The sequence below is a fragment of the Lacinutrix sp. MEBiC02595 genome, from assembly GCF_053601555.1.
On record NZ_JBSHNU010000135.1, the window covers coordinates 73,665 to 99,395 of the forward strand.

Annotated in this window: 35 protein-coding genes and 1 other RNA gene; 27 read left to right on the forward strand and 9 right to left on the reverse strand. The window is 32.6% G+C overall.

Annotated elements, in window-relative coordinates; translation table 11 throughout:
- The first annotated feature begins 285 nt into the window (after positions 1–285).
- From ACVCZW_RS01750 to ACVCZW_RS01760, 3 genes are read left to right on the forward strand one after another with little or no spacing between them, the layout of a single operon-like run.
- Complete coding sequence (locus tag ACVCZW_RS01750) at positions 286–645, forward strand: hypothetical protein (protein ID WP_452227926.1); 360 nt, start codon at positions 286–288, stop codon at positions 643–645.
- A 33-nt stretch (positions 646–678) separates the two neighbouring features.
- The gene (gene kdsA / locus ACVCZW_RS01755; RefSeq protein ID WP_452227925.1) at positions 679–1,497 is read left to right on the forward strand and encodes a 3-deoxy-8-phosphooctulonate synthase; all 819 of its coding nucleotides are present in this window, start codon (positions 679–681) and stop codon (positions 1,495–1,497) included.
- 21 nt (positions 1,498–1,518) lie between these two features.
- Positions 1,519–2,385: a hypothetical protein gene (locus ACVCZW_RS01760; RefSeq protein ID WP_452231502.1), complete on the forward strand. Its 867-nt coding sequence runs from the start codon at positions 1,519–1,521 to the stop codon at positions 2,383–2,385.
- 140 nt (positions 2,386–2,525) lie between these two features.
- On the opposite strand, the gene ACVCZW_RS01765 is transcribed toward ACVCZW_RS01760, so the two are convergent.
- Positions 2,526–2,900, reverse strand: coding sequence for a DUF1801 domain-containing protein (locus ACVCZW_RS01765; RefSeq protein ID WP_452231503.1), 375 nt, complete (start codon positions 2,898–2,900; stop codon positions 2,526–2,528).
- 88 nt (positions 2,901–2,988) lie between these two features.
- Between ACVCZW_RS01765 and ACVCZW_RS01770 the strand changes: the two genes are divergently transcribed.
- From ACVCZW_RS01770 to ACVCZW_RS01805, 8 genes are all read left to right on the forward strand, one after another.
- Positions 2,989–3,597, forward strand: a complete 609-nt coding sequence (locus ACVCZW_RS01770) for a hypothetical protein (protein ID WP_452227922.1) — start codon at positions 2,989–2,991, stop codon at positions 3,595–3,597.
- Positions 3,594–3,914: a hypothetical protein gene (locus ACVCZW_RS01775; RefSeq protein ID WP_452231504.1), complete on the forward strand. Its 321-nt coding sequence runs from the start codon at positions 3,594–3,596 to the stop codon at positions 3,912–3,914. Before ACVCZW_RS01770 ends, ACVCZW_RS01775 begins: the two co-directional genes overlap by 4 nt.
- Positions 3,915–4,370 carry a hypothetical protein gene (locus tag ACVCZW_RS01780; RefSeq protein WP_452227920.1) on the forward strand — a complete coding sequence of 152 codons (456 nt, stop codon included), beginning with the start codon at positions 3,915–3,917 and terminating at the stop codon, positions 4,368–4,370. It abuts the gene before it with no gap.
- Between the two features lie 31 nt (positions 4,371–4,401).
- Positions 4,402–4,695, forward strand: a complete 294-nt coding sequence (locus ACVCZW_RS01785) for a winged helix-turn-helix domain-containing protein (protein ID WP_452227919.1) — start codon at positions 4,402–4,404, stop codon at positions 4,693–4,695.
- A 57-nt stretch (positions 4,696–4,752) separates the two neighbouring features.
- Entirely contained in the window at positions 4,753–6,129 is a 1,377-nt protein-coding gene (gene creD, locus ACVCZW_RS01790) for a cell envelope integrity protein CreD (protein ID WP_452231505.1), read from the forward strand.
- A 161-nt stretch (positions 6,130–6,290) separates the two neighbouring features.
- Positions 6,291–6,593, forward strand: coding sequence for a hypothetical protein (locus ACVCZW_RS01795; RefSeq protein ID WP_452227917.1), 303 nt, complete (start codon positions 6,291–6,293; stop codon positions 6,591–6,593).
- Positions 6,594–6,595: 2 nt separating this feature from the next.
- Entirely contained in the window at positions 6,596–6,973 is a 378-nt protein-coding gene (locus ACVCZW_RS01800) for a ribosomal maturation YjgA family protein (protein WP_452227916.1), read from the forward strand.
- 88 nt (positions 6,974–7,061) lie between these two features.
- Positions 7,062–7,631 carry a DUF1361 domain-containing protein gene (locus ACVCZW_RS01805; RefSeq protein WP_452227915.1) on the forward strand — a complete coding sequence of 190 codons (570 nt, stop codon included), beginning with the start codon at positions 7,062–7,064 and terminating at the stop codon, positions 7,629–7,631.
- Here the strand turns inward: ACVCZW_RS01805 and ACVCZW_RS01810 are convergent.
- Together ACVCZW_RS01810 and ACVCZW_RS01815 are read right to left on the reverse strand one after the other, a co-directional pair.
- A complete protein-coding gene (locus ACVCZW_RS01810; RefSeq protein WP_452227914.1) occupies positions 7,628–8,410 on the reverse strand; it encodes an SDR family NAD(P)-dependent oxidoreductase in 783 nt (260 codons plus the stop codon). The two genes, ACVCZW_RS01805 and ACVCZW_RS01810, sit on opposite strands and share 4 nt — an antisense overlap.
- Before the next feature lie 21 nt (positions 8,411–8,431).
- Positions 8,432–9,634, reverse strand: coding sequence for an NAD(P)-dependent oxidoreductase (locus ACVCZW_RS01815; RefSeq protein WP_452231506.1), 1,203 nt, complete (start codon positions 9,632–9,634; stop codon positions 8,432–8,434).
- A 324-nt stretch (positions 9,635–9,958) separates the two neighbouring features.
- On the opposite strand from ACVCZW_RS01815, the gene ssrA reads away from it, so the two are divergent.
- Positions 9,959–10,352: a transfer-messenger RNA gene (ssrA, locus tag ACVCZW_RS01820) on the forward strand.
- Positions 10,353–10,436: 84 nt separating this feature from the next.
- Here the strand turns inward: ssrA and ACVCZW_RS01825 are convergent.
- From ACVCZW_RS01825 to ACVCZW_RS01840, 4 genes are all read right to left on the reverse strand, one after another.
- A complete protein-coding gene (locus ACVCZW_RS01825) occupies positions 10,437–10,829 on the reverse strand; it encodes a rhodanese-like domain-containing protein (RefSeq protein ID WP_452227912.1) in 393 nt (130 codons plus the stop codon).
- A 14-nt stretch (positions 10,830–10,843) separates the two neighbouring features.
- Positions 10,844–11,155, reverse strand: coding sequence for a rhodanese-like domain-containing protein (locus tag ACVCZW_RS01830; RefSeq protein ID WP_452227911.1), 312 nt, complete (start codon positions 11,153–11,155; stop codon positions 10,844–10,846).
- A gap of 100 nt (positions 11,156–11,255) precedes the next feature.
- Positions 11,256–11,876, reverse strand: coding sequence for a thioredoxin family protein (locus ACVCZW_RS01835; protein WP_452227910.1), 621 nt, complete (start codon positions 11,874–11,876; stop codon positions 11,256–11,258).
- A 113-nt stretch (positions 11,877–11,989) separates the two neighbouring features.
- Entirely contained in the window at positions 11,990–12,538 is a 549-nt protein-coding gene (locus ACVCZW_RS01840) for a TlpA family protein disulfide reductase (RefSeq protein WP_452227909.1), read from the reverse strand.
- Positions 12,539–13,037: 499 nt separating this feature from the next.
- Between ACVCZW_RS01840 and ACVCZW_RS01845 the strand changes: the two genes are divergently transcribed.
- The 15 genes from ACVCZW_RS01845 to ACVCZW_RS01915 all read left to right on the forward strand — a co-directional run bounded on the left by ACVCZW_RS01845 (position 13,038) and on the right by ACVCZW_RS01915 (position 23,956).
- On the forward strand, positions 13,038–14,444 hold the full coding sequence (locus tag ACVCZW_RS01845; protein WP_452227908.1) for an anthranilate synthase component I family protein: 1,407 nt from the start codon (positions 13,038–13,040) through the stop codon (positions 14,442–14,444).
- Complete coding sequence (locus ACVCZW_RS01850; RefSeq protein WP_452231507.1) at positions 14,441–15,010, forward strand: anthranilate synthase component II; 570 nt, start codon at positions 14,441–14,443, stop codon at positions 15,008–15,010. The genes ACVCZW_RS01845 and ACVCZW_RS01850 overlap by 4 nt, the downstream gene beginning before the upstream one ends.
- Before the next feature lie 232 nt (positions 15,011–15,242).
- Positions 15,243–16,235: an anthranilate phosphoribosyltransferase gene (gene trpD, locus ACVCZW_RS01855; RefSeq protein ID WP_452231508.1), complete on the forward strand. Its 993-nt coding sequence runs from the start codon at positions 15,243–15,245 to the stop codon at positions 16,233–16,235.
- Positions 16,236–16,395: 160 nt separating this feature from the next.
- Positions 16,396–17,178 (forward strand): indole-3-glycerol phosphate synthase TrpC, encoded by a 783-nt coding sequence (gene trpC, locus ACVCZW_RS01860; protein ID WP_452227905.1) that lies wholly within the window; start codon positions 16,396–16,398, stop codon positions 17,176–17,178.
- 160 nt (positions 17,179–17,338) lie between these two features.
- Complete coding sequence (locus ACVCZW_RS01865; RefSeq protein WP_452227904.1) at positions 17,339–17,974, forward strand: phosphoribosylanthranilate isomerase; 636 nt, start codon at positions 17,339–17,341, stop codon at positions 17,972–17,974.
- Between the two features lie 20 nt (positions 17,975–17,994).
- Positions 17,995–19,176, forward strand: a complete 1,182-nt coding sequence (trpB, locus tag ACVCZW_RS01870) for a tryptophan synthase subunit beta (protein ID WP_452231509.1) — start codon at positions 17,995–17,997, stop codon at positions 19,174–19,176.
- 40 nt (positions 19,177–19,216) lie between these two features.
- Positions 19,217–19,501, forward strand: coding sequence for a GIY-YIG nuclease family protein (locus tag ACVCZW_RS01875; RefSeq protein WP_452231510.1), 285 nt, complete (start codon positions 19,217–19,219; stop codon positions 19,499–19,501).
- Positions 19,502–19,554: 53 nt separating this feature from the next.
- A complete protein-coding gene (trpA, locus tag ACVCZW_RS01880; protein WP_452231511.1) occupies positions 19,555–20,319 on the forward strand; it encodes a tryptophan synthase subunit alpha in 765 nt (254 codons plus the stop codon).
- Between the two features lie 11 nt (positions 20,320–20,330).
- A complete protein-coding gene (locus ACVCZW_RS01885) occupies positions 20,331–20,795 on the forward strand; it encodes a GNAT family N-acetyltransferase (RefSeq protein ID WP_452227900.1) in 465 nt (154 codons plus the stop codon).
- A 7-nt stretch (positions 20,796–20,802) separates the two neighbouring features.
- Positions 20,803–21,030: a hypothetical protein gene (locus tag ACVCZW_RS01890; RefSeq protein ID WP_452231512.1), complete on the forward strand. Its 228-nt coding sequence runs from the start codon at positions 20,803–20,805 to the stop codon at positions 21,028–21,030.
- Positions 21,031–21,283: 253 nt separating this feature from the next.
- Positions 21,284–21,433, forward strand: a complete 150-nt coding sequence (locus ACVCZW_RS01895) for a hypothetical protein (protein ID WP_452227898.1) — start codon at positions 21,284–21,286, stop codon at positions 21,431–21,433.
- A gap of 85 nt (positions 21,434–21,518) precedes the next feature.
- Positions 21,519–22,178, forward strand: a complete 660-nt coding sequence (locus tag ACVCZW_RS01900) for a hypothetical protein (RefSeq protein ID WP_452231513.1) — start codon at positions 21,519–21,521, stop codon at positions 22,176–22,178.
- Positions 22,179–22,213: 35 nt separating this feature from the next.
- Complete coding sequence (locus ACVCZW_RS01905) at positions 22,214–22,666, forward strand: tRNA (cytidine(34)-2'-O)-methyltransferase (RefSeq protein ID WP_452227896.1); 453 nt, start codon at positions 22,214–22,216, stop codon at positions 22,664–22,666.
- A gap of 61 nt (positions 22,667–22,727) precedes the next feature.
- The gene (locus ACVCZW_RS01910) at positions 22,728–23,651 is read left to right on the forward strand and encodes a septum formation inhibitor Maf (RefSeq protein WP_452231514.1); all 924 of its coding nucleotides are present in this window, start codon (positions 22,728–22,730) and stop codon (positions 23,649–23,651) included.
- 80 nt (positions 23,652–23,731) lie between these two features.
- Positions 23,732–23,956: a hypothetical protein gene (locus ACVCZW_RS01915; protein WP_452227894.1), complete on the forward strand. Its 225-nt coding sequence runs from the start codon at positions 23,732–23,734 to the stop codon at positions 23,954–23,956.
- A gap of 39 nt (positions 23,957–23,995) precedes the next feature.
- Here the strand turns inward: ACVCZW_RS01915 and ACVCZW_RS01920 are convergent, their stop codons facing one another.
- Together ACVCZW_RS01920 and ACVCZW_RS01925 are read right to left on the reverse strand one after the other, a co-directional pair.
- On the reverse strand, positions 23,996–24,679 hold the full coding sequence (locus tag ACVCZW_RS01920; protein ID WP_452227893.1) for an SDR family NAD(P)-dependent oxidoreductase: 684 nt from the start codon (positions 24,677–24,679) through the stop codon (positions 23,996–23,998).
- Positions 24,672–25,622, reverse strand: coding sequence for a M28 family peptidase (locus ACVCZW_RS01925; protein WP_452227892.1), 951 nt, complete (start codon positions 25,620–25,622; stop codon positions 24,672–24,674). Before ACVCZW_RS01925 ends, ACVCZW_RS01920 begins: the two co-directional genes overlap by 8 nt.
- Between the last annotated feature and the right edge of the window lie 109 nt (positions 25,623–25,731).

Consider the following 25,731-nt stretch of genomic DNA (forward strand, 5'->3'; position numbering starts at 1 on the left):
GTACATTAAATTCTTTTGATAATTAACATCTTACAAACTATTTATGACTTCCATAAAAAATATGGCCTTTCAACGGGTTATTAATTCCATAAAATAGCGGCGCTTTTATTAATTCACATAAATTAAATATCATAATTTAACATATCGATTATTTTTTAGTTAATTATTTGTTATAATTGGAATATGCTGTAATTTTTCTTCCTATTTTTCGTTTTCTAATTTAATTACTCCCTAAAGTAACTATAACTGAATAATAATTTTTCCCTAACTAAAATTAATAGCATTATGAACCTAATTACCAAGTATTCAAAATTCATCCCTTACCTATATTTTCTAACTATTATTGCGTATTGGTTTACAGATATTAATAAAATGGAAGGTATTTCTGCCTATCCTATATTATTATTTGGTATTCCATTCCTATGGCAAATAATTAAACCGAACAACAGATTAAATTTCGGATTAGGTATCACTTTTGTATGTCTGTCTTCTTATATGATATTAGCATATCTATCAGATGTACTTCAAATTATTTCCTTTTCTCACGCTACAACACAGTTTGTTGCTTATGGAGGCGTATTTGTTGCTGCCAACTTTATTATGGCATTATGGATTATGAGAAATAGTATGAAAAAAAGTTTTTAAATTGATTATCTTTGTCGCTTAAAATTTAAGTAGATGAATCTTCAAGATATTCCAAAAATAAAACATACCAATTCTAATAATTTCTTCCTTTTAGCAGGCCCTTGTGCTATTGAGAGTGAAGAGATGGCCTTTCGTATTGCCGAAAAAGTATTAGAAATAACAAACAAACTAGAAATACCTTACATATTTAAAGGAAGTTTTAAAAAAGCAAACAGAAGTAGAATTGATAGCTTTACAGGAATTGGCGATGAAAAAGCTTTAGAAATTTTAAAAAAGGTTTCTGAAAAATTTGATATACCAACAGTAACAGACATTCATGAAGTAAGCCATGCTGCGCTTGCTGCAAAATATGTCGATGTTTTACAGATTCCTGCATTTTTAGTTCGACAAACAGATTTGGTAGTAGCTGCTGCAAAAACGGGTAAAGTGGTAAACTTGAAAAAAGGACAATTTATGAGTCCGGAAGCCATGAAACACGCTGTACAAAAAGTAAAAGATTCTGGTAGCAATAAAGCTTGGATTACCGATAGAGGTACTATGTTTGGCTACCAAGACATGATTGTCGATTTTAGAGGGATACCAACCATGCGTCAATACGCCCCTACCGTTTTAGATGTAACACACTCCTTACAGCAACCTAATCAAAGCGTTGGTGTTACTGGTGGAAGACCAGATATGATAGAAACGATAGCTCGTGCTGGAATTGTAAATAATGTAGATGGGTTATTTATTGAAACACATTTTGATCCTGCAAATGCAAAAAGTGATGGCGCAAATATGTTACATCTAGATAATCTAGAAAAATTACTTACCAACTTGGTAGCTATTAGAAAAACCATAAACGCATTATAATTACCCCAAATTTCTTTTTTAATGAAAAATGCAACGCTAAAATATTTAGCACTATTCAGTCTTATATTATTTTCAACTACTACAATTGCGCAAGAGGATGTTATTGTCACCGAAAAATACACTGCGAACAACAAAGGTAAATTCTTTCTAAGTTGGGGAGGAAACAGAGAAACATTTTCTAAATCGGATATTAGATTTCAAGGGGAAGGTTACGACTTTACCATTCATGATGCTTCTGCAAAAGACAAACCAAAAGGTTGGCATATCGATTATATAAATCCGACAAGAATGACCATACCTCAAACCAATGTAAAGGTTGGCTATTTTATTTCTGACAAATACAATATTGCATTTGGTGTGGACCACATGAAGTATGTAATGAAAGAAGATTTAACTAAGAATGTTAGCGGTTATATAGATCTTCCTTTAGATGAAGAAGGAAGTATTTTTAATCAAGAATTCACTGGAGATCCGTATTTTGTTTCTGAAGATTTTCTACAATTTGAACATACAAACGGTTTGAATTATGTGTACTTAGAGCTTAATAGATTTGATGATATTTCATCTATTCTAAAAATTAATAATACCGATACATTTCAAATAAACATAACCGAAGGTTTTGGCGCTGGAGTTTTATATCCTAAATCGAATACTACACTTTTACAAAAAGATAGATACGATGAATTTCATGTTGCGGGTTATGGTGTTTCTTTAAATGTTGGACTAAACCTTACTTTCTTTAAATACTTTTTTATTGAAACTGATCTAAGAGGTGGCTTCATCAATATGCCAGATATTAGAACGACTAGCAATACTAGTGAAAAAGCGTCGCAACATTTCTGGTATCTACAACGTGTAATTTCTGTTGGCGGAAGATTTAGAATTTAGATAACTACGCTATTTATTAGTAGACTTTACTATATTGAAGATACCCAAAATAAGTAAGCAACTCTCCTCCTTTTTTCAAGGAGGAGAGTGAATTTCAAATTTAAACTAAAAGAAATTGGAAACAAAGAGGTCGTTTTTGTTTACTTTCTTTTATAAAAGCTTTTGTCTTTGTTTATATACACTTCTTGAAGGATTCCTATAAAAACGGTATCCTCAATTTCTTCCAAAGTCCTATAGCGCAAAGACTTTACTAGTTTGCGGTTTTCACTAACTAAATATACTTCGTACTTTTTAGACAAATGTGCTGCATGCCAAAAACCAACATCTACAAATTCCTTTTTAGCACTAGCATATAAATAACAAATAGGTTTGTTATTTATATAGTAACAAGGAATTCGCCATTTAAACTTGAGCTCCGCTTCTGGCAATGTATGCGCTATAACCGTCTGCAAATGCATTAAAATAGAACGATATGGTTCTGGTTGATTAATTATGTATTGCTCTGCTGGATTCATAGTTTTATTAGATTCTATAAAATTAACAAAAATTTATAAGCAAACATTCAAATAATTTCACTTACTTTGTAATTCAAAGTACTTTTACATGGAAGCCAAAGATTATTTAAAAGACATTAGTGAGATTAAAAATTTAATGAATAAATCCTCCCGTTTTATTTCATTAAGTGGCTTAGCGGGAATCTTAGCAGGAGTCTATGCACTTATTGGTGCTGCAACCGCATATTGGTTGGTAACAAAACATAGTTACGGCACATTACTTCTAGATGGTTGGGTTTTTAAAACCTGTTTACTGGTTTTGGCTTTAGTTGCCTTTTTTAGTATTGTAACTGCCATTTTTTTAACCACAAGAAAAGCAAAAAAGAATAAGGAGAAAATTTGGGATGGTTCTTCTAGACGATTGGTCTTTAATTTTTTAATCCCATTAGTTACAGGAGGAATCTATATATTAATTATTCTTGGGCAACAAAAGTACGGACAAGCGGGAGCGTTAATGCTTATTTTTTACGGCCTTGCTTTAGTGAATGCATCCAAATATAGTATTGGAGATATTAGATATTTAGGAGTGATAGAAATAATTTTAGGTTTAATTTGCGCTTTATTACCCGGATATGGGTTTTTCCTTTGGGTTCTTGGCTTTGGTGTATTACACATTATTTACGGAACCATAATGTATATTAAATATGATAAGAAATGAATAAAGCAATAAAGATAGGATTAATTGCAACCATAATAGTTTATGCTATTGGCGTGTCTTACACTTACTATTCCAACCAAAAATTTAATCAACAATTTGAGCATTTGGATGTAGACAAGGATGGCGTTTTAAATAGTGATGAAAAAACAAAGACATCTAAAGTCTTTTTAAATGCATTAGAAAAACGAAAAACAACCAATGAAGCGCTTATTATATTAATACCAGTATCTCTATTTATTGGTGTTATTTGTTTTGGTATAACCATTCTTTTTAAGAAAATGAAAACCATTGATACCAATGAAATTAATTACCAGTAGATGAGTATTCTAATAATTCTCATACTAGCAATTCTAACCTACTTTTTATCGAAGTGGGTGTTAAAAAAGCTACATCTAGGAAACGACAAAAACAGAAAATTAGTAGCCCTAATTCCAGCTATATTTTTGAGTCCTATAATTTATTTTGGATTAATTTATTTATGGATATTTTCCATTTCGTATTATCCTTCCAATGCTTTTGACAAACAAGAATGGGAAACAAATATCGAAGAAAGATATAAAATGTCTGAAGATATAATGGAAAGCAAAATATTAATCGGAAAAACGAAAGAAGAAATAACAGCATTATTAGGAAAAGATTTTCACGAATACAACCAAAATCACATTGCCTATGACATTGGATTTATTCCTGGACTTTTTAGTATGGATCCAGACGTTTTAGACATATATTTTGAAAATGGAAAAGTAACTAAAGTGGAGCAACACCAAACCTAAATAAATAGATTCCTGCCCTAGCAAGAAGTATATGAGCATAATAACAAACATAAATAAAGCATTCGATCATCGCATTAGACTAGGCATCATGTCTATTTTAATGGTAAATGAGTACGCCGATTTTAAAATGCTTAAAGAATTGTTGGACGTTACAGATGGCAATTTAGCAAGTCATACCAAAGCGCTTGAAAAAGACGAATATATAAGTGTAGAAAAACAATTTATTGGAAGAAAACCAAACACACGCTATGCAACAACAACACTTGGAAGACTTGCTTTTAAAAAACATATAGAAGCTCTAGAAAAATTAATACATAAACAATAAAACCTTTTTTTTAATTATTTACTTTGAAATTCAAAGTACTTTACAAACACAATTATTATGGAAGAAATACAAAAACAAAACACCAACAAATTCGGCAACTGGATGAAAACATCTATAACTGCAAGAATGCTCATGATTGGCTTTTTAACCTTAATCCTATTAATACCATTATCCTTTATAGAAAGTTTAATAAAAGAACGCTCCTTTAGGCAACAAGACGTTGTAAGTGAAATAAACCAAAAATGGGGAAATGAGGTTTTAGTATATGGGCCAATCTTAAAACTGCCTTACAAAACCTACAGCGAGACAAAAACCTATAACGAAAAGACAAAAACCTATTTCAAGGAAACACAAACACATACAAACTACGCATACATATTTCCAGAAAAACTAGACACCAAAGCATCCGTAAACTCCAAAACACTTAACAGAGGCAACTTTGAATCTGCTGTATTTACAACCAACATGGATTTTTCTGGATACTATATTCCAACAGATCTAGAATCTAAAGGAATTAAAAAAGAAGATATCCTTTGGGATAAAGCAAGCGTTATCATTAAAACCTCCAACTTAAAAGGGATTAAAAGTGAAATGCTTTTAAAACTTAACGACAACACCTATTCCTTTCAAACCAATTTTAACGACGCTAATAATAACAATCACAACCATCTAGATGTATTAGAATCTGGTTTTATAAAAGCAGCAGATATTACCGAAGCTAGTAATTCTAATTTCAGTATCACCATGGCTTTTAATGGGAGTAAACAAATAGAACTAATCCCAATAGGAAAAACCACCACCATGAGCATGACATCTAATTGGGCAGACCCTAGTTTTATTGGTAACTACTTACCAAATGACGAAACCAAAGAAATTACAAAAGACGGATTTAAAGCAGATTGGAAAATTCTACATATCAATAGAGCTTTCTCACAACAACACCTCAACAAAATCCCCAACCTCAACTCTTTTGCTTTCGGAACCAAATTTATGGTTATGGTAGACGAGTATCAAAAAGCAGAACGCTCCGCAAAATATGGTTTCCTAGTCATCGGTTTAACTTTCCTAATTTTCTTCCTCATACAAAGCCTAAGCAAAATAAACATTCACCCATTTCAATATTTAATGATCGGTATCGCACTCACCATGTTTTACACCTTACTCGTTTCCATTTCCGAACACAGTAATTTTTTAAAAGCATATCTCATTGCAGGAATTTCAGTAATTGCGCTAATCACACTCTACTCCAAATCCATTCTAAAAACCTTTAAATTCCCTGTATTTATCGGTCTATCATTAACTGCATTATACACCTTTATTTATGTAATTATCCAATTAGAAAACTACGCTTTATTAGTTGGTAGCATTGGTTTATTTATAATATTAGCAACCGTAATGTTTGTATCTAGAAAAATAGATTGGACTAATGGATAGGTTTTATAATAATAATTATAATTATGGCGTTACCTTTTTTTCATACCTCACAGGTTTCAAAAACCCGTCAGAATCAAAAAAGGTCGCGCTTTTCGTTATATCTTTTTTTCGTACCTCAAAAAAGGATGCCACTGCAATCGCTAACGCAAATCATAACTACAATGAAAAATTTAATTTTAACAGGAAAAATAACAGCCGCATCTAGTTTTATAATAGGCTCCATACTATTAGCCATCTATCTATATTTTGAGAATCCTAATCACTTAGAAACAACAGGAATAACTTTTATAGTCATCGCCTTTTGGGTGAATTTAATACTATGGATAATCTTAGTTATCTCGGCAATCCTTAAACCAGAATACCGAGTAGAAATATTAAAAACTTGTGGAATCATGCTCTTAAATATCCCAGTAACTTTTGGTTATTTTCTTCTTGTTTTATACGCTTTAGATAACCATTTTTAATCATGAAATTCAAACGAAACAATAAATACATAATAGCTTCCATCCTGCTTTTTGCAGTCGAAGCACTAATTGCAATCTTTTTAAAAGATGGTTTTATTCGCCATACCTTTGGAGATTATCTAGTCGTAATACTAATGTATTGTATGTTTAAAAGCTTTATAAAAACCAAACCTTTTTACATAGCAATAGCTGTATTAATTATTGCTTATGGCATCGAGTTTTTACAACGCACTAATTTTCTTGAAGTTTTAAATCTTCAAAACAACAGATTAGCAATACTTATTTTAGGAAGCACTTTTAGTATTTCAGATTTACTCGCTTACACGTTAGGCGTAATTACCATTCTTATTTTTGAACACAAATCACAAACCCATGCATAACTTAAAAAGTCTATTATTTAACCGATATAAAATCTATGCTTTCCTAACAGTATCGATGTTATTGAGTATCTTTTTACTAATGGTACGCATGAAGATTACACATACCTTTATATATATATTCTTAACATGGAATTTGTTTCTAGCGGTAATACCATATACCATTACAACCTATTTAAAAAGTAAAGTAAGCTCTAGTAAATGGCAGCTTGCTATTTGGTGTATTGTTTGGTTACTATTTTTGCCAAATGCACCTTATATTATTACCGATTTAATACATTTAAAAATAAGCGAAAACCCTATTTTTTGGTTAGATGTATTATTACTAACTACTTTTGCATACAACGGTTTAATGCTTTTCTTCCTAACGATGGTAGATATCCAAGAGTTACTTCAAAAGCACATTAGCAAAAACAAAGTAAACGGCATTACTTACTTTATTCTAGCATTAACAGCCTTCGGAATTTATTTAGGTAGATTTTTGCGCTATAACTCTTGGGATATTTTACAACATCCTTCGGCTTTATTCAAAGACATTTTATATATGGTGATTCAACCGCAACAACATCTAGAAGTTTGGCTATTCACGCTTACTTTTGGAAGTTTTTTAGCAATCAGCTTTAGTATGTTTCAGACATTTCAAAAAATAGAAAAAAATTAATCTTCTCTATTCTTTTCTTGAATCTTTCTAACAATATTAGCAGCTACTTTTCTTGGCATAAAACGAGGTAAAATCGCCAAAAATTTATTAAAACCACCAGGAATAGCACACGCTTTTCCTTTAAGCATCGATTTATACCCATAAGCAGCTACATCTTTTGCAGAAGCCATATTAAAGGTTATTTTATTGTCTTTACTATCTTCTGAAACGGTTTCTTGAAATGCTGTTTTTGTTGGTCCGGGACATAAAGCAGTAACGCTAACTCCCGTTCCTTTTAACTCGCAAGCAATAGCTTCAGAAAAAGAAAGCACATATCCTTTAGAGGCATAATAAATAGACATTAATGGTCCTGGCTGAAAGGCCGCTAGAGATGACATATTTAATATTTTACCAGACCCGCGTTTTACCATACCTTTTAAAACTAGTTTGGTTAAATGGGTTGTGGTCATAATATGCACATGCAACATGGCAGATTCACGTTCCCAATTGGTTTCTACAAAAGAACCAAACAAACCAAATCCGGCATTATTAATCAGTACATCTATTGGTGCATTATTTAAATCGTCCATGATTTCCTGTGCTATATTTGGAAGACTTAAATCTTTAGCTAATGTGGTTACGCTTACTTTAAAATCACGTTCTAATTCGGTTTTAACTCTAGCAAGATTGGTAGCGTCAATATCTACTAATACTAAATGATATGCATCTTTAGCTAATAAAAGTGTTAACTCATAACCTAATCCAGATGCAGCTCCTGTTATTAATGCTGTTTTACTCATGTGTGACTTTAAGTCTTAATATTATTTTCCGTTTACATAATCTTGTAAATACGAGAATCTTTCGGTTAGTTTTTTGTTTTCTGTGATTTTTGCTCGCTTTAAAATACCTCTTTGGTCATCATTAAAAAATGCTGGAATTACGTGTTCTAAGAACATTTCTCCAAAACCTTCACTGGCGTCTTTTGGTAGCTCACAAGGCAAGTTATCGACAGCCATAACGGTTATTGCATTTGGCGCATTAAAAGCGACTTCCGTTTCGGTTTTTGCATCATAGCCATAAAAAGGATCTGCGATAGTGGAAGCTTTTAAGGTGGAAGCTACTGGTCCGTCAACATCACAAGAAATATCTGCTACTAAATTAATTTTAAAGTCTGGTGATTTCGCATCTTCTCTGGTAAATAAATACGGCGCATTGTTACCATAAAAATGACCAGCAATAAAGAAATCGGTTGCTGCTGCATACGGCATAAAGTTACTTTCATAACCGGTAGGATCTTTATAAAAAGCCCACTTATCTCCTACTTTACCATCTTTACGTTTTGCATATTCCATCACATCTGCCATGACATAAACAGGCTCTGTAAATTTGGAGGTTAAATACAAGGCATCACTGACTTCTTTTATTTTTAAATGGTCTAGAATTTCTTTTGCTCCTTGCGCCACTTTCCCTGTTCCTGTTAAAAGAATTTTAATATTTGGAAGGGTGATTTTATCTAGTTCGGCTTTTACAGCATCCAAATCTGCAAGATTTTCTACTTTTGGTAAGTTGAATAATCCGTCACGTAAACCTAATGCTCTAAATCCGTTATACGCACCAACCAATCCTGCGTAACGCCCGAAACCAATTAATCGTGCTCCACTTTGCTTTACAATGGTTTCATGATCATACATTTCGATGTTTCTTTCTAGCATTGCTAAAAGTAACTTTCTATTGTACGGTTGTTTTTTGATGGTATGCGAAAAGTAAAAATATTTTTTATTCGGAATTAAATTATCGATTGGCACTTCTTTTACACCAATCATAACATCTGCGTCGGATACATCTTCGGTCACCTCAAATCCTAATGCTTTATATGCGGCATCTGGAAATACGCGAATATCGCTAGACTCTACAACAAAGGCTGCTTGTGGGAATTGTGTACGAGCTTCGGCTAGTTTTTCTGGTGAGAAAACCACACGTCTATCTGGTGGGTTTTTGCGTTCTTTGATGATGGCGAATTTCATTGCAAATTTATTTTTTCATTCTCACAAAAGTGGGAATCTTATGTTTATACTATTGGATTCATTCTAGCTACGAGTTCACGAAAATTTGTCAGGAACATGTTGTTGGAATAATTTTTGCACTAAAGTAATAGGAATTGCGAGGTTATACAAACTTTTTAATAACTTTGCATTTGTAAACCGATGCTTTTGTGTAGGTTTGCGCGCGTTAAGGATTGCAGCGACATCCTTTTGCTTTTTTCTAGCAAAAGATATAGCGGAAAGCCTGACGCATTTTTGCCCTTAAAAGCAAAAATGAGTAACGCACTAATTACCATTACAAATTTTGGGGTCGACTGGTTTTGACAGCGAGATTAATGAAACGGTAAGCACGTCGAGTAATGAGATTATACTCGTAAATACTTATTTCAACTTTTTAAACGGCGAGAATAACTACGCTTTAGCTGCATAATCTGAATTATAGTAAGATTAAGCCTCGTCCTACTAGGTAGGAGAGCTAAATGTCTCCTGAAAGCCTTAGTTAATGGCGTTCTATTAGAGGCATCGTAAAAATTGACTATGATTGTGTTGCGCTTTGAGGCACTTTCAAGATAAAGAAGATAAGTTGTAAGTGGGTTGTCTTTAACCAGCTTGCAATCGAAAACCCAAGAAAAGAATAAACGTGTAGAAAGCCCTTTGGTTACTTGTTTGGACGAGAGTTCGATTCTCTCCGACTCCACATTAAAAAACCTCAACAAATTGTTTATCCAATTGTTGAGGTTTTTACTTGTCAACGAGTAGTCAACAATGCTAATTTCATGTAATTTTACTGCTTCACAGCCAACCCATCATGTTTCCATCGGGATATTCCACCTTCTAAATCGTAGATTTTTGTGAATCCTGCTTCCTGAAGCTTTTCAGCACATTTAGCGCTTCTTCCTCCAGAATGACAATATAATAAAACTGGCTTTTCTTTATCTAGCTTTAGAATATCTTGAGCAAAAGTTGGTGATTTATAATCTATGTTTTGCGCATTATCAATATAGCCGCTTTTAAACTCTTTTGGAGTTCTTACGTCTACCAATTGTACCTGACCCATTTTTAAAAGGGATTGCATTTCTTGGGTAGAAACTACTGTTATGTTGCTTGTATTCGCTTCTTTACAACCAAAACTACTAAAAGTCAGTATTGCAAGCACTAGTATGGATAAATGTTTCATTGGTTTGTTTTTTCTTAGTTAGTTACATCTCCAGTCCACTCACTAAATCCGCCCAATAGGTTTTTTGTATTTTCAAAACCTAGCTGATTCATGATCGCACAAGCTTGTGCACTTCTTCCTCCAGATCTACAATATACGTAAAAGGTCTTACTTTTATCTAGAGCTTCTACTTTACTCATAAACTCTTGTGGCTGATAAATATCTATTATTAATGCATTTGGTATAATACCTTCGTTTGTTTCTTCTTCTGTTCTAACATCTAATATTACTGCATTTTCATCTTGCTGTAATTCTTCCTGCCATTGTTGTTGTGTTAAATCTGCCATTTTTTTATTTTTTTACAAAATTAAGATTTCTTTAGTTAGTAGACGAAAAAAAATCCGAAGTATTACTACTTCGGATTTTTTTTACTCTTTTTATTGCAACTTATACTTTAATAGAACAACCAATTGCTCTAGTTTCCTTCTCTTCTATTTCCTTTCCATGTAATAAAGCATCTACAGCATTCTCTACATATTTTTTGCTCACGGAAGCTTCATCTTGGTAATTATCATCTATTGCTCCAATATACTTTACTTCATTTCCTTTCTTCGTTTTTTGAAGAATATAAACGTGTGGCGTTTTTGTTGCTCCGTATTGCGGATATATTTTTTGTCCGCGATCCATTAAATATGGAAACGTAAACCCTTTTGCTTTTGCTCTTGCTTGCATAGCTTCTAATCTATCTCCAGGTTTTACATCTGGATTATTAGGCATAATAGCAATTACAGGATATCCCTTATCTGCGTATTTTTTATTTAAAGCTTCTACTCTATCTTCGTAAGCAACCGCATACGGACAAGTATTACATGTAAAAACGACAATAAAACCTTTGGCTTCATTATAATCTTTCAAAGAAACCATATTACCATCTATATTCTTTAACGAAAAATCGGTAGCAATATCTCCTATTTGGTAACCAGGATTTACACTTGTCTTGTTTTCAGTAAATGCGCTTACTAGCAATACAATTGCTAATGCGGAAACTATTTTAATGGCCTTTTTCATAATTATTTTATTTGATAAATTTATTTATTGCAATGTTATCTCCTCACCTATTGTTTGAGATTTCTTTTAAAATTGTCGTTTTCGCTTAAAGCGGAATTAAAAGCTAAAAGATGCTACTTAAGAAATGTATCTACTTCTTTCTTTAATTCTTCATAACTGAAGGATTTCTCGTAAAACGCACGTTTTTCTTTGTTATAAATCACTGTTGCTGGTAATGCACCAGACCATTCTTCACTCACTTTAGGAATCCATGTATTGGAATCTGGATCGTTTAAGGCAACCACCTTCGATTTTAGTTTATGCTTTACTATAAAAGGTATTAATTTTTTCTTGTATTGCTTCGGAAAATCTAAACTAACCAACAACACTTCTACATTTTTACTTTTATAAGCTTCATTTATTTCCTCAAAATGAGGTAACTCTTTAATGCATGGAGCGCACCAAGTAGCCCAAAAATTTACAACATAGATTTTATCATCTTTAATATTCAAAAACCCTTCAAATGCATCAAAATCATACACCGCAACATTAGGGACTTCAAAATTAGAGACTTCGGATGTGACCTTCTCTTTTTCAAGATTAGCAGAAACCTCACGGTCTTGGTTTTCTTGCTTACAACTTACAAACAAAATAAACACGATACATAAAACTCTTAAATTCATAAACATAAAATTATACATTACAAAAATAAGCACAAGTACCTTTAACAAAAGTTTAATTTGACTTTTATATTTATTACTACCTTAAAAGCTCATAATAATCAAAATATTTTCTAACTTACAGCTAACTTAAAATAATGTTACTAGATAAGGTTCGATTAATAGCTAACAATTCACTCTTTACAAACTAGTAACAACACAAACTACCATGAAAATGGTAGTTTTTTTTATATAAAACATTGGTAGTTTATATTTAGATTTATATCTTTGTTTTTTAAATAAAAAATAATTGAATACTATTTTAAATAATACTTGGTGGTGGAACTCTCGAAACGCAATCTTCGTGAACTAACGCTATACCGTATATTTAATTAAAATATCAAAAAAGGCTTGTCATTCACGACAAGCCTTTTTTTTTATTCTGAACTTGAGTCAGAACCTTTTTAACCAATTAATGATATCTCATAAAAGAAAGAGATACTGAAATAAATTCAGCATAAAAATGAAAACATTCAGTCTGTATACACATTATAAAAAAATACTAGCAGATACAATTACTCCTGTTAGTATTTACTTAAAAATAAGAGACAAATACCCAAACAGTATTCTATTAGAGAGTAGTGATTATCATGCAAACGACAACAGTTTCTCCTATATCTGTTTTAATCCTATTGCATCTATTAAAGTAGAAAACGAGGAGATAGAACAACATTTTCCAGATGGGAGTTTCAAAAAAAACTATACCAAAAATATTTCGGTAACCGAAGAGATTGATAAATTCACACAGCGTTTTAAAGTGAATTCTCAAGAAAAATTCAAATTTATAAACAATGGTATTTTTGGTTACACGGCTTATGATGCGGTTAAATATTTTGAAGATATAGAAATTTCAAAAAAAGAAAACTCTATAGAAATCCCAGAGATTTACTATGCCGTATATCAAAACATTATTGCTATAAACCACTTTAAAAACGAAGCTTATATTTTTGCGCATTGTCATAATACAGAAAATAATATAGATGAAGTACTTCAGTTAATAAAAGCGAAGAATTTTGCATCTTATAAATTTTCTAAAAATGGCGAAATCACTTCCAACCTTAGCGATGAAGAGTATAAATCACATGTAGAATTAGCAAAAAAACATTGTGCGCGAGGGGACGTTTTTCAATTGGTACTGTCTAAAAAATTCTCACAAGACTATAAAGGAGATGAATTTAATGTATATCGCGCTTTACGAAACGTAAATCCTTCGCCTTACTTATTCTATTTCGATTATGGAGATTTCAAGATTTTTGGAAGTTCACCAGAAGCACAGTTAATAGTTTCCGATGGTAAAGCAGAAATTCATCCTATTGCAGGTACTTTTAAACGTACTGGGAATGACGAGAAAGATACCGAATTAGCAAAACAACTTGCCGTTGACGACAAGGAAAATGCAGAACACGTGATGCTAGTCGATTTGGCTAGAAATGATTTAAGCCGGAACGGAAGCCAAGTAAAAGTAGAAACCTATAGAGAAGTTCAATTTTTCTCGCACGTTATTCATTTGGTGAGTAAAGTCATTGGTGAAAAACACAAAAATGTTTCTACCATGCAAGTCGTTGCAGATACTTTTCCTGCAGGAACCTTAAGTGGCGCACCAAAACATAAAGCGATGCAGCTTATTGAAAAATACGAAAAAACGAGTCGCGCATTTTATGGTGGTGCCATTGGTTTTATGGATTTTGAAGGTAACTTTAATCATGCTATTATGATTAGAACATTCTTAAGTAAAGATCATACACTGCATTGGCAAGCTGGTGCCGGAATTGTTTCTAAATCCAGTCCGGAAAACGAATTACAAGAAGTATATAATAAGTTAGGTGCATTAACAAAAGCTATAGAATTAGCAGAAAAAATTGACCGATGAAAATAAAAGTATTAGTAATAGATAACTACGATAGCTTCACCTACAATTTAGTACACTATTTAGAAGATTTAAATTGTGAAGTAACCGTAAAAAGAAACGACAAACTGACTTTAGAGGAAGTAGATGCTTTTGATAAAATTGTACTTTCTCCAGGACCAGGAGTTCCTGACGAAGCAGGTTTATTAAAAGAAATCATAAAAATGTATGCACCAACAAAAAGCATTTTAGGTGTTTGTTTAGGACAGCAGGCTATTGGAGAAGTTTTTGGAGGAAAATTAATTAATTTAGAAGAGGTTTATCATGGTGTTGCAACCAACATTACAGTAACCGTGGATGACGAATCCCTTTTTAACGGATTAGGTAAAACATTTCCTGTTGGTAGATATCATTCTTGGGTTGTAGATACTAATTTACCAGAAGTTTTAGAAGTTACTTCTTTGGATGAAAACGGACAAATAATGTCGCTACGTCATAAATTTTATGATGTTCGCGGTGTACAATATCATCCAGAATCGGTTTTAACGCCAAACGGAAAACAGATCTTAGAGAACTGGGTGAACCATTAGTAGTAGTAGTAGTAGTAGTAGTAGTATTTACTCCTGTCCATCTTGAATATCTATATAAGATGTCACTTCGAGTGATTTTTGAAGCATGAAAAAATAGCATCGAGAAGCAAAATTAGTTCTCGATGCCATTTAAATAAAAAATAGAAATCACTCGAACGAATAAAAATAAAGTAACGCAAATTCAATTTAAAAGATTTCCGCCTTCGCGGAAATGATAAATAAAAATTTATCAATGAAACAAATACTAAACAGACTAATAAACCACGAAAGCATCTCTACCGAAGAAGCAAAACAGGTTTTAGTAAACATATCAAAAGGCGATTATAACCAAAGTCAGATAGCAGCATTTCTAACCGTTTACATGATGCGAAGCATTACACTCGAAGAATTACAAGGTTTTAGAGATGCATTATTAGAGTTGTGTATTCCTATAAATTTATCCGACTATAACGCCATCGATTTATGCGGAACTGGTGGCGACGGAAAAAACACCTTCAACATTTCTACCTTAGCATCCTTTGTAACTGCCGGAGCTGGAGTAAAAGTTGCTAAGCATGGAAACTACGGAGTATCTTCTGCTTCCGGATCATCCAACGTTATGGAAGCATTAGGTGTTCATTTTTCAAATAAATCCGACTTTTTAAAACACAGTATAGAAACGGCAGGTATTTGTGTTTTACATGCTCCTTTATTTCATCCTGCCATGAAAAACGTGGCTCCAATACGTAAAGAACTAGGTGTAAAAACCTTTTTTAATATGTTAGGCCCGATGGTAAATCCATCCTTTCCTAAAAACCAATTAGTAGGTGTTTTTAATTTAGAACTACAACGTCTGTATGGTTATTTATATCAGGAAACAGATACAAACTATAGTATTGTACACGCATTGGATGGCTATGACGAAATTTCATTAACTGGAAATACAAAAATTATTTCTAACGCGACAGAAACGATGTTATCGCCAAAAGATTTAAACATAAAACAAATTAGCCAAAGTGATATTTTTGGTGGTGAAACGGTGAAGTCTTCCGTAAAAATATTTTTAAACGTTATAAAAGGAAAAGGAACTGAAGCGCAAAATAACGTGGTTTGTGCAAATGCGGGATTAGCAATTGCTACCGTAAATAAAATAGACCATAAACTAGGGTTTGAACTAGCAAAAGAATCGCTATTAAGCGGAAAAGCGAAAGCGAGTTTAGATAAACTTGTTGCATTGAGTAAATAGGCAAGTTTAAATGTCACTTCGACTAATTTGAGAGGTACGAACAAATTGTATCGAGAAGATAATATGTTCTCGATACAATTTCGATAAAAAAATCGAAATCACTCGAACTGACGAAATACAGTATAATAAAATAAATTCCATTTTTTATGGAAAAATGAATATGGATATATTAACTAAAATAACAAACGACAAACGCATCGAAGTAAATCTTCGCAAGCAACTTATTCCTGTCCAACAATTGGAACAATCTATATTGTTTGAAAGACAAACCATTTCTTTAGCTCAAAACTTAAGAAATAGCACAACAGGAATCATTGCAGAACACAAACGTCGTTCGCCTTCCAAACAAGTAATAAATCACGACTTAAACGTTTTTGATGTTGCAAAAGGATACGAAGATGCCGGAGTTTGCGGTATGTCTGTTCTAACCGACGGAAAATACTTTGGAGGAAGTTTAGACGATTTACTTACCGCAAGAGCAAGTTGTAATCTACCATTGCTTCGTAAAGAATTTATCATCGACACGTATCAAATTCTGGAAGCCAAAGCGTATGGTGCAGATGTTATTTTATTAATAGCTGCAATTCTCACCAGAGAAGAAATAAAGCAGTTTTCAGAATTTGCAAAAAGCCTATCTTTAGATGTCCTTTTAGAAGTACATAACGAAGAAGAATTACAAAAATCGATGATGCCGAGTTTAGATATGTTAGGCGTAAATAATAGAAATCTAAAAACGTTTGAAGTCAGCCTAGAAATCAGTAAATTACTAAGCGAACAGATTCCTAACGATTTTGTAAAAGTGTCTGAAAGCGGTATTAGTGCTGTGGAAGCTATTAAAGAATTACAACCTTATGGCTATAAAGGATTCTTAATTGGAGAAAACTTTATGAAAACAGAAAATGCCGGCGAAAGCGCGAAAAGATTTATAGAAGAATTAAAGTAATGTCACTTCGAGTGATTTGTGAAACAACATGTATCGAGAAGTAAAATAGTTGATTAAAAATTTAAACAATTAGTTTGTCATTCCGCACTGGATGCGGAATCCATTCTAAATAGTACTAACATAAAAACGATTCTGAATCAAGTTCAGAATGACAAAAGTTATGAAACTAAAAATATGCGGAATGAAATCCGAAAACAACATTTTAGATGTTGCAGAAATACAACCAGATTATCTAGGTTTTATATTTTATGAAAAATCACCAAGATTCTTTAATACCGAAATCCCTGAATTACCAGAAAGCATCGAGAAAATTGGCGTTTTTGTAAATGCGCCTCTTAATTATATTGTAGATAAAATAGAAACCTATAATTTACAAGGTGTACAGTTACATGGCGATGAATCACCAGAATTTTGCGCACAGTTAAAGGACTATGATGTATTTGTTATCAAAGTGTTTTCTGTAAAAAATCAATTTGATTTTAGCGTTTTAGAACCTTATGAAGGTGTTTGTAAATATTTCTTGTTTGATACCAAAGGAAAAGAACCTGGAGGAAATGGATATCCTTTTAATTGGAATGTATTCAAAAAATATCCTTCTAAAAAACCATATTTTTTAAGCGGCGGCATTGGCCCTGAAGAAATAGAATCGTTACTATTATTCTTAAAGCGTCCAGAATCGGATTTATGTTGCACCTTAGATTTAAACAGCAAATTTGAGAAATTACCAGGCGTAAAAGATCTTAGTAAACTTAAAGAATTTAAACACCAATTGGCTATTAACAACTATATCCGTTAGGAATAGAATATTGAAAAACCATGATTTATAATATTAACGAAAAAGGATACTACGGCGAATTTGGAGGTGCATACATTCCAGAAATGCTGTATCCTAATGTCGAAGAGTTACGCCAAAACTATTTAAAAGTAATGGCAGAACCGGACTTTAAAAAAGCCTTTGATCAGCTATTAAAAGATTATGTTGGTAGACCTTCTCCGCTCTATTTTGCAAAACGTCTTTCGGAAAAATACAATACAAAAATCTATCTGAAACGTGAAGATTTAAACCATACCGGAGCACATAAAATCAACAATACGATTGGTCAGATTTTAATGGCGCAACGTTTGGGCAAGCACAGGATTATTGCCGAAACTGGCGCAGGACAACACGGTGTTGCCACAGCAACCGTTTGTGCATTAATGGGTTTAGAATGCATCGTGTATATGGGCGAAATTGATATTGCGCGTCAAGCACCAAACGTTGCAAGAATGAAAATGTTAGGCGCAACTGTAGTACCTGCATTATCCGGAAGTCGCACACTTAAAGACGCAACCAACGAAGCTATTCGCGATTGGATTAACAATCCCGTAGACACGCATTATATTATTGGAAGTGTTGTTGGTCCACATCCATATCCAGATATGGTAGCTCGTTTTCAATCTATTGTTTCCGAGGAAATTAAATGGCAATTACAAGAACACGAAGGCAAAACACAACCCGATTATGTAGTCGCTTGTGTTGGTGGTGGTAGTAATGCCGCTGGTGCATATTATCACTTTTTAGAAGATACCGATGTGAAACTTATTGCGGTAGAAGCTGCAGGTTTAGGTGTAGATTCTGGTGAAAGTGCTGCCACTTCCGTGTTAGGAAAAGAAGGTATTATTCATGGTAGTAAGACGCTATTGATGCAAACTAATGACGGACAAATAACAGAGCCATATTCTATTTCGGCAGGATTAGATTATCCAGGTGTTGGCCCAATGCATGCTCATTTGTATAAAACAGGTCGCGCAGAATTTGTTGCCATTACAGACGATCAAGCCATGAAAGCAGGATTAGAATTATGTAAGTTAGAAGGTATTATTCCCGCTATCGAAAGCTCGCATGCACTAGCCATTTTTAAGGAGAAAAAGTTTCAACCAGAAGATATTGTCGTGTTAAGTTTATCTGGTCGTGGGGATAAGGATTTACAGAATTATATAGACTATTTTAAGTTGTAGTTTTTCATTTCCGCGAAGGCGGAAATCTCATTAATTATAAATGGATTTACATTACGTATACATATTAACTAATAAAAACCATACGGTTTTATATGTTGGTCGATCTAAGCAATTAAAGATAAGACTGAATCAGCATAAAAACAATAGTTTAAAAACTTTTACAGGAAGATACAACGTAGATAAACTTGTCTATTTTGAAACTACTAAATATGTAAACAATTCTATTAAAAGAGAAAGACAAATAAAGAAATGGAATCGGGAATGGAAAGAAAATTTAATAAATGATATGCATCCAGATTGGAACGACTTATCCGATTTAGTATAAACAAATATTTAAAAGATTTCCGCCTTCGCGGAAATGAAAAAAAATATCATTCAATGAACAGAATCAATCAGAAATTACAAGAAAACAAAAAACTACTTTCTATATACTTTACAGCAGGTTATCCAAATTTAGATAACACTGCAACCATCCTTCAAAACTTAGAAAAAAGTGGTGTAGACATGATAGAAATAGGCTTGCCATTTAGTGATCCTTTAGCAGATGGACCAACCATTCAAGCGAGTTCTACACAAGCTTTAAAAAACGGAATGACTACCGAAGTACTTTTTAATCAGTTAAAAGATATTCGTAAAACCGTTTCTATTCCGTTAATAATCATGGGATATTTTAATCCAATGCTACAATATGGTGTAGAAGCATTCTGTGAAAAATGCCAAGAAATTGGAATCGACGGATTAATAATTCCGGATTTACCGGTAGACGTGTATAACGACGACTACAAAGCCATTTTTGAAAAATATGGAATAATAAATGTATTTTTAATAACACCACAAACTTCTGTAGAACGTATTCACTTTATAGATTCTATTTCCAATGGTTTTATTTATATGGTAAGTAGCGCAAGTGTAACAGGAAGCAGCTCTGGTTTTGGAGAAGAACAAACGAGTTATTTTAAACGCATTGCAGACATGAAACTTAACAATCCGCAAATTATTGGTTTTGGTATTTCAAACAACGAAACTTTTACACAAGCAACCACGCATGCAAAAGGAGCTATTATTGGTTCTGCTTTTATAAAACATCTAACAAACAAAGGTGTTCATGAAATAGATAGCTTTGTAAAAAACATATTAAATTAAGAATAAAGCAAATGGACAGCATTATTTATAGATCGGCAACATTAGAAGATTTACCAACGCTATTAGCATTTGAGCAAGGTATTGTTTTGGCAGAACGCCCTTTTGATGTTACTTTAAAACCAGATCCAATTAGCTATTATGATATTAAAGAGTTAATTCTCTCTAACACAGTAGAAGTGCATGTAGCAACACATAACAATGTTGTTATTGGCTCGGGATATGCAAAAATCATGAACTCTAAACCGTATCACACACACAAACAACATGTGTATTTAGGTTTTATGTATGTTAATCCAGAATATAGAGGTCAAGGTGTAATTCAATCCATTACGGAAGCTTTAAAAACTTGGGCCAAATCGAATGCTATTTTTGAAGCGAGATTAGACGTATATCACGATAATGCTCCAGCAATTAGAGCCTATGAAAAAAGTGGTTTCACTAAAAATCTTGTAGAAATGAGAATGTCTCTGAAATAATAAACTTATGAAATTACTAAACGATTGGAAAGTAATAGCAGTACTTTGTTTAACATTAGGCTTAGCTCCTTTTGTACCAGAACCACATATTATTGGTAAATTAAAATGGATTTTTGGCGGAGCAGAAGGCATGAAATTCATGGATTGGTTTGATGTCGTTTTACATGGCTTTCCTTTTGTATTACTTATACGGATAATTATCTTAAAATTAACGGCAAACAATAGTCCTAAATAAAGTACCACTTTCACGGAAAATAAGCACGGCATTAAACATAGCGCCTAGAACCAGAAAACTAAACAGGCAACTAATCCCACTAACAATCCAATTATTGGTTTTGCTTTTATAAAGCATTTAATCAATAAAGGTCTTTCTAATATATCCTCATTCCGATTACATATTTTAACATCGTTTCGGCTAATTTAACGTTGTATTGTGAGAAACTTCTTTTAAAAATCTGTACTTTAAAAAGGAACATTAAAATTAAATTATGGGAATGATAGAAGACAGAAAGAAATTTAAAACAACAGTAAGACAAACAAATCCAACGAATCCAATAGGATATACAAAGATGGAAACAAATGATTTTGACATGGATAAAAGCACCATCAAAAAACAACAAAATAAAACAAACAGCTAACTGAATTTAGTGAAGCTATTAAATGCCTATTCTGTATCTTTGAATAGGCATTTTTTGATGAAAACATAATTAATACTTGAAAACTATGAAATATCAAATTGTTATAAATAAAATAAAATATCTTGACGAATTAGATAATGCTTGGCTACATGAAGACTATGTCAATTTGCTTGAAAGATTTGGATTTCCAGATGCTGCTAGTGCTAATCCAGAAGAATTAAGAGAATTGCTATTCATGGCAATATCCGATTTTGAACCTCAAGAAGCAGCGGCTATTATTTTAACCTATAAATTATCTGCGGAATTAAGTGAGAATCAAATAGAACAGATTTCTCATGAAATGTTATTAGATAAAATTTCTGAAGAGTATGCAAATATTGCATTACATCATCAGTTATATAATATAAACCAATTACTTTTTAAAGCATATAACGGCACTTTTCCGAATGCGAAAGCAACAACTATTGAATTCCAAATTTCGCCAAATAAAAATATTACAAAAGAAATTGTTTTAAAAGCTTTTAATGCTTCGTTTTCAAAAAACAATGTCATCAAAAGGTTATACATCAACCAGATTTTAGGAAAAGAAGAATTTGATGAAGCGGAACATATTATTTGGAGTTTACAAAACAAGGAAAACACTTCTTACACGTTAATCACTTCAGAATATTGGATAAGTAAAGACTCCTTTTTAGAAGCCGAATTTGAAGCAAACGTAATTGAATTTGAAGAAGAAAACGAATAATTAAACATACACACCCACTTTCGTGGAAAGTAAGCATGGCATTAAACATAGTACTCATAGAACCCGAAATACCGAACAATACAGGAAACATTGGAAGACTAGCATTAGCTTCTGGATCTAATTTACACTTAGTAAAACCCTTTGGTTTCGAAATTACAGATGCGCGTTTAAAGCGTGCCGGATTAGATTATTGGCAACACCTCAACTTACATTATTACGATAGTTTAGAAGATTTCTTAACGAAAAACGAAAAGGCCAATATGGTGTTTTTATCTAGCCATGGTACACAAAACCACTGGGATATTAAATTTGAAGACAATATGTTTTTAGTTTTTGGTAAAGAATCTGCAGGCTTACCTAAAGATCTTCTAGAAAACAATACAGACAAGTTATTTAAGATTCCTTTATACAGTGAACACGTTAGAAGCTTAAACTTAGCAAATGCGGTAAGTATTGTGGTTTATGAAGGTTTACGTAGTTTACAATAACCGGAGACCTTAGTTGGCATTAAAAATATTTGAACTTTGTTTAACTCTTGATAATAAAACGATGAATACACTACTAAAAGCATTTTTTTTTCTAGCCATCTTTTCTATTCTTAGCTGTCAACAGGATAAGAAATTATCTACTGATCCAATAACCACAAAAAAGGAGAAAGAGGAAACGCCACTAACAAATCAATTTAAGGAATATTGGTATTCTGGGAAAGCGGAATTGAATAGCTATACATTGAAACAATCTCGATATGGAGAAATTCGCGACGGGGAAGTGGTATTAGTATTTGTTACAGAACCATTTTCATTAAGTAAACAAGTCAAATTAGATAATCCTCAAGATGCCGGAGAAGATAATGTATCCGTTTTAAAATTAAACAACATTAGAAAATTCACGACAGGTATCTATGATTATTCTATTGTAACTTCTTCTTTTACACCGGTGGATTCTAAAAAGTATCCGCATACATTAAAATTAAATACGAGTATTCAAGAATGGTGCGGACATACATTTACACAATTAAATCTCGAAGAAGAAAATTATAATTTCAAACAATTCTCTTACTTTGAAGCAGATGGAGATACAGAAAAGACCATTCCTGCAGCACTTCTAGAAGAAGAACTAATGACACATATTCGTTTAAATAACGGGCAATTACCTTTGGGAGAAATAGACCTGATTTTCTCTACGATATACAGTCGTTTTGGATATCACGAACTAAAATCTACCAAAGCTAAAATCAGTAAAACAGAATCAGACAGCATAATAAGCTATACCATTGCATACTTGAATTATGAAAGAAAGCTTTCTATAGCTGTTGAAAACGAATTCCCATATAAAATACTATCTTGGACGGAAGATGATGGAGATGGATTAATAACAGAAGCACAGTTGAAAAAAAGCATTAACGAACCGTACTGGAATCAGAAAAGTCTAGGTGACGAAGCGAAACGAAAAGAGCTTCAATTAATAAAGTAAAAGCCTAAAGCAAGCATCCAAATAGCAAAGACCTAAACGAGTATTGGATCGCTATACTATTAAATTAATAAATTATACTTATGAAATTAAACTTATTGTCTTGCGATGCCCAAAGACCAGATAAAAGAGCGATAGCGAAATGTATTGCAGAGGTTGCCACCAACATCAGCGAATCCTTATCTCATGAACTTACAGATATTCTCTTAGAAGGCGATGCTGTAGATATTGAGGTGCTAGATAAAAACTCAGGTTCTGCTTTACGGTCTTTTCGTAAACTAGATATTGATTACGAAATTATAGAATAAATAAAAGGAACTGCAATATCTTTTCCTAGCACCCAAAAATTAAGGTGTAGAATTAGAAACCTGTAACATTTTACCATTATACAATTGGTTTCCTGTTAGTGCAAAGTTATGTATATATGCCGCCATTTGTGCTGCTGTTGTTGGTGCTTTATAATCTGGAAAAGCTTCTTTAAGCATTTCGGTTTGTACCGCTCCTAAAGCTAACACGTTAAACTGTGGTCCTGTTTCTTTGTATTCTTCGGCCAATAATTCTGTTAACGTAATTACGGCACCTTTACTAGAACTATATGCTGCGAGTCCAGGAAATTTCATACTACCTTGCACACCTCCCATAGAACTTATAGTTACTACATGACTATTTTGTTTCATAAAAGGTAAAACGGTTCTAGACATTTCGGCAACACCAAAAACGTTGGTTCTGTACACGTTTTCAAAATCTTCCATGGTCGTTTCTGCAAATGGTTGGTTTAATAATGTTCCTGCATTATTAATCAAAATATCTACTTGTTTCCATTCCGTTTTAATAAATGCTTCTACTTTCTTATAGTCTTCGGCTTTGCTTAAATCAAAAGACATAGAAGTAATATTTTCAAAATGTAGATTATTCACGGGTTGCGCATTTCGCGATAACGCTAATACATTATGTCCTTGGTTTGCAAAAAGATGTACTAGTTCAAAACCAATCCCTCTACTTGTTCCTGTAATTATTATATTTTTAGTCATTTAGAATAATTTCTTTAGTTGGTGTATTACTCATTTTTTCAATTGCTGGGATAATAGAATTCACAAGGTTTGCCATGTGATTATAATCTAATTTATCTGCTTCATCATCTACATGATGGTAATAATCATAGTTTGATAAATCACAAGAAGAAATGGTGTGACAAGGCAAATTGAATTCCTTATAAAACGCATAGTTATCAGATTGTCTAAACAGGCTATACTTCTTTGCTATTTCTGAAAAACCAATGACATTCGCTCCTAAATATGCATTCATTTTTTCTGACATGTTAGACTTTTCGAAACCTGTTAGAAAAGCAACATAATCACGATCTACAAATGGCACACCAATCATTTCCATATTAACCATAGTATATAAATCTAAATTTTCGGCCTTTAATCTTTTCGCTAAATGATTGGATCCTAATAAACCTTTTTCTTCTGCAGAAAACAATACAAAAAGTAAGCTACGTTTATTATTCTTTTTTGCAGCAAAGTATTTTGCCATTGCAATTACAGAACTCGTTCCTGCTGCATTATCATTAGCACCATTAGCTATGGAGTCGTTATTTACTGCTTTTTTAGAAATACCAATATGATCATAATGTGCACCAATAACCACATATTCATTTTGAAGTGTTGGATCATTACCTTTAATAACACCAACCACATTAAAGGCATCTAAACTATCTACTTTAAAAGTATCTCTATACGTATCAAAATAAGGTTTTACACCGAAAATTTTAAATTGATTTTCAATATAAGTCGCTGCTTCATCGATACCTTCAGATCCAGTATCTCTTCCTTTTAAAGCATCTGAAGCTAAATAAGTTACCGTTTCTTTTAATTCATTACTCGTTATTGTTATTATTTTGCCCTTTTCTTTTGTAGAAGTTTTACAACTAGAAACTATAATCAAAGCAAGTAATACTATTATTTTCTTCATGAGATTGTTTTAAAGTTTAAAGATAAAAAAAACCTAACTCAAATAATTGAATTAGGCTTTTGTTTTATAAGATTCCTAGTTTGCACTTCGACTGTGCTTAGTGTGACAC

What these genes read in the sequence shown, in the direction of transcription:
- ACVCZW_RS01920 (WP_452227893.1), bottom strand. Translation starts at nt 24,679, where the DNA reads ATGACTAAAAATATAATAATTACAGGAACAAGTAGAGGGATTGGTTTT.
- ACVCZW_RS01780 (WP_452227920.1), top strand. Translation starts at nt 3,915, where the DNA reads ATGAGTATTCTAATAATTCTCATACTAGCAATTCTAACCTACTTTTTA.
- ACVCZW_RS01750 (WP_452227926.1), top strand. Translation starts at nt 286, where the DNA reads ATGAACCTAATTACCAAGTATTCAAAATTCATCCCTTACCTATATTTT.
- trpA (WP_452231511.1), top strand. Translation starts at nt 19,555, where the DNA reads ATGAACAGAATCAATCAGAAATTACAAGAAAACAAAAAACTACTTTCT.
- ACVCZW_RS01770 (WP_452227922.1), top strand. Translation starts at nt 2,989, where the DNA reads ATGGAAGCCAAAGATTATTTAAAAGACATTAGTGAGATTAAAAATTTA.
- creD (WP_452231505.1), top strand. Translation starts at nt 4,753, where the DNA reads ATGGAAGAAATACAAAAACAAAACACCAACAAATTCGGCAACTGGATG.
- ACVCZW_RS01795 (WP_452227917.1), top strand. Translation starts at nt 6,291, where the DNA reads ATGAAAAATTTAATTTTAACAGGAAAAATAACAGCCGCATCTAGTTTT.
- trpB (WP_452231509.1), top strand. Translation starts at nt 17,995, where the DNA reads ATGATTTATAATATTAACGAAAAAGGATACTACGGCGAATTTGGAGGT.
- ACVCZW_RS01895 (WP_452227898.1), top strand. Translation starts at nt 21,284, where the DNA reads ATGGGAATGATAGAAGACAGAAAGAAATTTAAAACAACAGTAAGACAA.
- ACVCZW_RS01835 (WP_452227910.1), bottom strand. Translation starts at nt 11,876, where the DNA reads ATGAAAAAGGCCATTAAAATAGTTTCCGCATTAGCAATTGTATTGCTA.
- ACVCZW_RS01825 (WP_452227912.1), bottom strand. Translation starts at nt 10,829, where the DNA reads ATGAAACATTTATCCATACTAGTGCTTGCAATACTGACTTTTAGTAGT.
- ACVCZW_RS01885 (WP_452227900.1), top strand. Translation starts at nt 20,331, where the DNA reads ATGGACAGCATTATTTATAGATCGGCAACATTAGAAGATTTACCAACG.
- ACVCZW_RS01775 (WP_452231504.1), top strand. Translation starts at nt 3,594, where the DNA reads ATGAATAAAGCAATAAAGATAGGATTAATTGCAACCATAATAGTTTAT.
- ACVCZW_RS01840 (WP_452227909.1), bottom strand. Translation starts at nt 12,538, where the DNA reads ATGAATTTAAGAGTTTTATGTATCGTGTTTATTTTGTTTGTAAGTTGT.
- ACVCZW_RS01845 (WP_452227908.1), top strand. Translation starts at nt 13,038, where the DNA reads ATGAAAACATTCAGTCTGTATACACATTATAAAAAAATACTAGCAGAT.
- ACVCZW_RS01760 (WP_452231502.1), top strand. Translation starts at nt 1,519, where the DNA reads ATGAAAAATGCAACGCTAAAATATTTAGCACTATTCAGTCTTATATTA.
- ACVCZW_RS01865 (WP_452227904.1), top strand. Translation starts at nt 17,339, where the DNA reads ATGAAACTAAAAATATGCGGAATGAAATCCGAAAACAACATTTTAGAT.
- ACVCZW_RS01815 (WP_452231506.1), bottom strand. Translation starts at nt 9,634, where the DNA reads ATGAAATTCGCCATCATCAAAGAACGCAAAAACCCACCAGATAGACGT.
- ACVCZW_RS01900 (WP_452231513.1), top strand. Translation starts at nt 21,519, where the DNA reads ATGAAATATCAAATTGTTATAAATAAAATAAAATATCTTGACGAATTA.
- ACVCZW_RS01910 (WP_452231514.1), top strand. Translation starts at nt 22,728, where the DNA reads ATGAATACACTACTAAAAGCATTTTTTTTTCTAGCCATCTTTTCTATT.
- ACVCZW_RS01915 (WP_452227894.1), top strand. Translation starts at nt 23,732, where the DNA reads ATGAAATTAAACTTATTGTCTTGCGATGCCCAAAGACCAGATAAAAGA.
- ACVCZW_RS01925 (WP_452227892.1), bottom strand. Translation starts at nt 25,622, where the DNA reads ATGAAGAAAATAATAGTATTACTTGCTTTGATTATAGTTTCTAGTTGT.
- ACVCZW_RS01890 (WP_452231512.1), top strand. Translation starts at nt 20,803, where the DNA reads ATGAAATTACTAAACGATTGGAAAGTAATAGCAGTACTTTGTTTAACA.
- trpD (WP_452231508.1), top strand. Translation starts at nt 15,243, where the DNA reads ATGAAACAAATACTAAACAGACTAATAAACCACGAAAGCATCTCTACC.
- ACVCZW_RS01785 (WP_452227919.1), top strand. Translation starts at nt 4,402, where the DNA reads ATGAGCATAATAACAAACATAAATAAAGCATTCGATCATCGCATTAGA.
- ACVCZW_RS01805 (WP_452227915.1), top strand. Translation starts at nt 7,062, where the DNA reads ATGAAGATTACACATACCTTTATATATATATTCTTAACATGGAATTTG.
- kdsA (WP_452227925.1), top strand. Translation starts at nt 679, where the DNA reads ATGAATCTTCAAGATATTCCAAAAATAAAACATACCAATTCTAATAAT.
- ACVCZW_RS01830 (WP_452227911.1), bottom strand. Translation starts at nt 11,155, where the DNA reads ATGGCAGATTTAACACAACAACAATGGCAGGAAGAATTACAGCAAGAT.
- ACVCZW_RS01765 (WP_452231503.1), bottom strand. Translation starts at nt 2,900, where the DNA reads ATGAATCCAGCAGAGCAATACATAATTAATCAACCAGAACCATATCGT.
- ACVCZW_RS01905 (WP_452227896.1), top strand. Translation starts at nt 22,214, where the DNA reads ATGGCATTAAACATAGTACTCATAGAACCCGAAATACCGAACAATACA.
- trpC (WP_452227905.1), top strand. Translation starts at nt 16,396, where the DNA reads ATGGATATATTAACTAAAATAACAAACGACAAACGCATCGAAGTAAAT.
- ACVCZW_RS01875 (WP_452231510.1), top strand. Translation starts at nt 19,217, where the DNA reads ATGGATTTACATTACGTATACATATTAACTAATAAAAACCATACGGTT.
- ACVCZW_RS01810 (WP_452227914.1), bottom strand. Translation starts at nt 8,410, where the DNA reads ATGAGTAAAACAGCATTAATAACAGGAGCTGCATCTGGATTAGGTTAT.
- ACVCZW_RS01800 (WP_452227916.1), top strand. Translation starts at nt 6,596, where the DNA reads ATGAAATTCAAACGAAACAATAAATACATAATAGCTTCCATCCTGCTT.
- ACVCZW_RS01850 (WP_452231507.1), top strand. Translation starts at nt 14,441, where the DNA reads ATGAAAATAAAAGTATTAGTAATAGATAACTACGATAGCTTCACCTAC.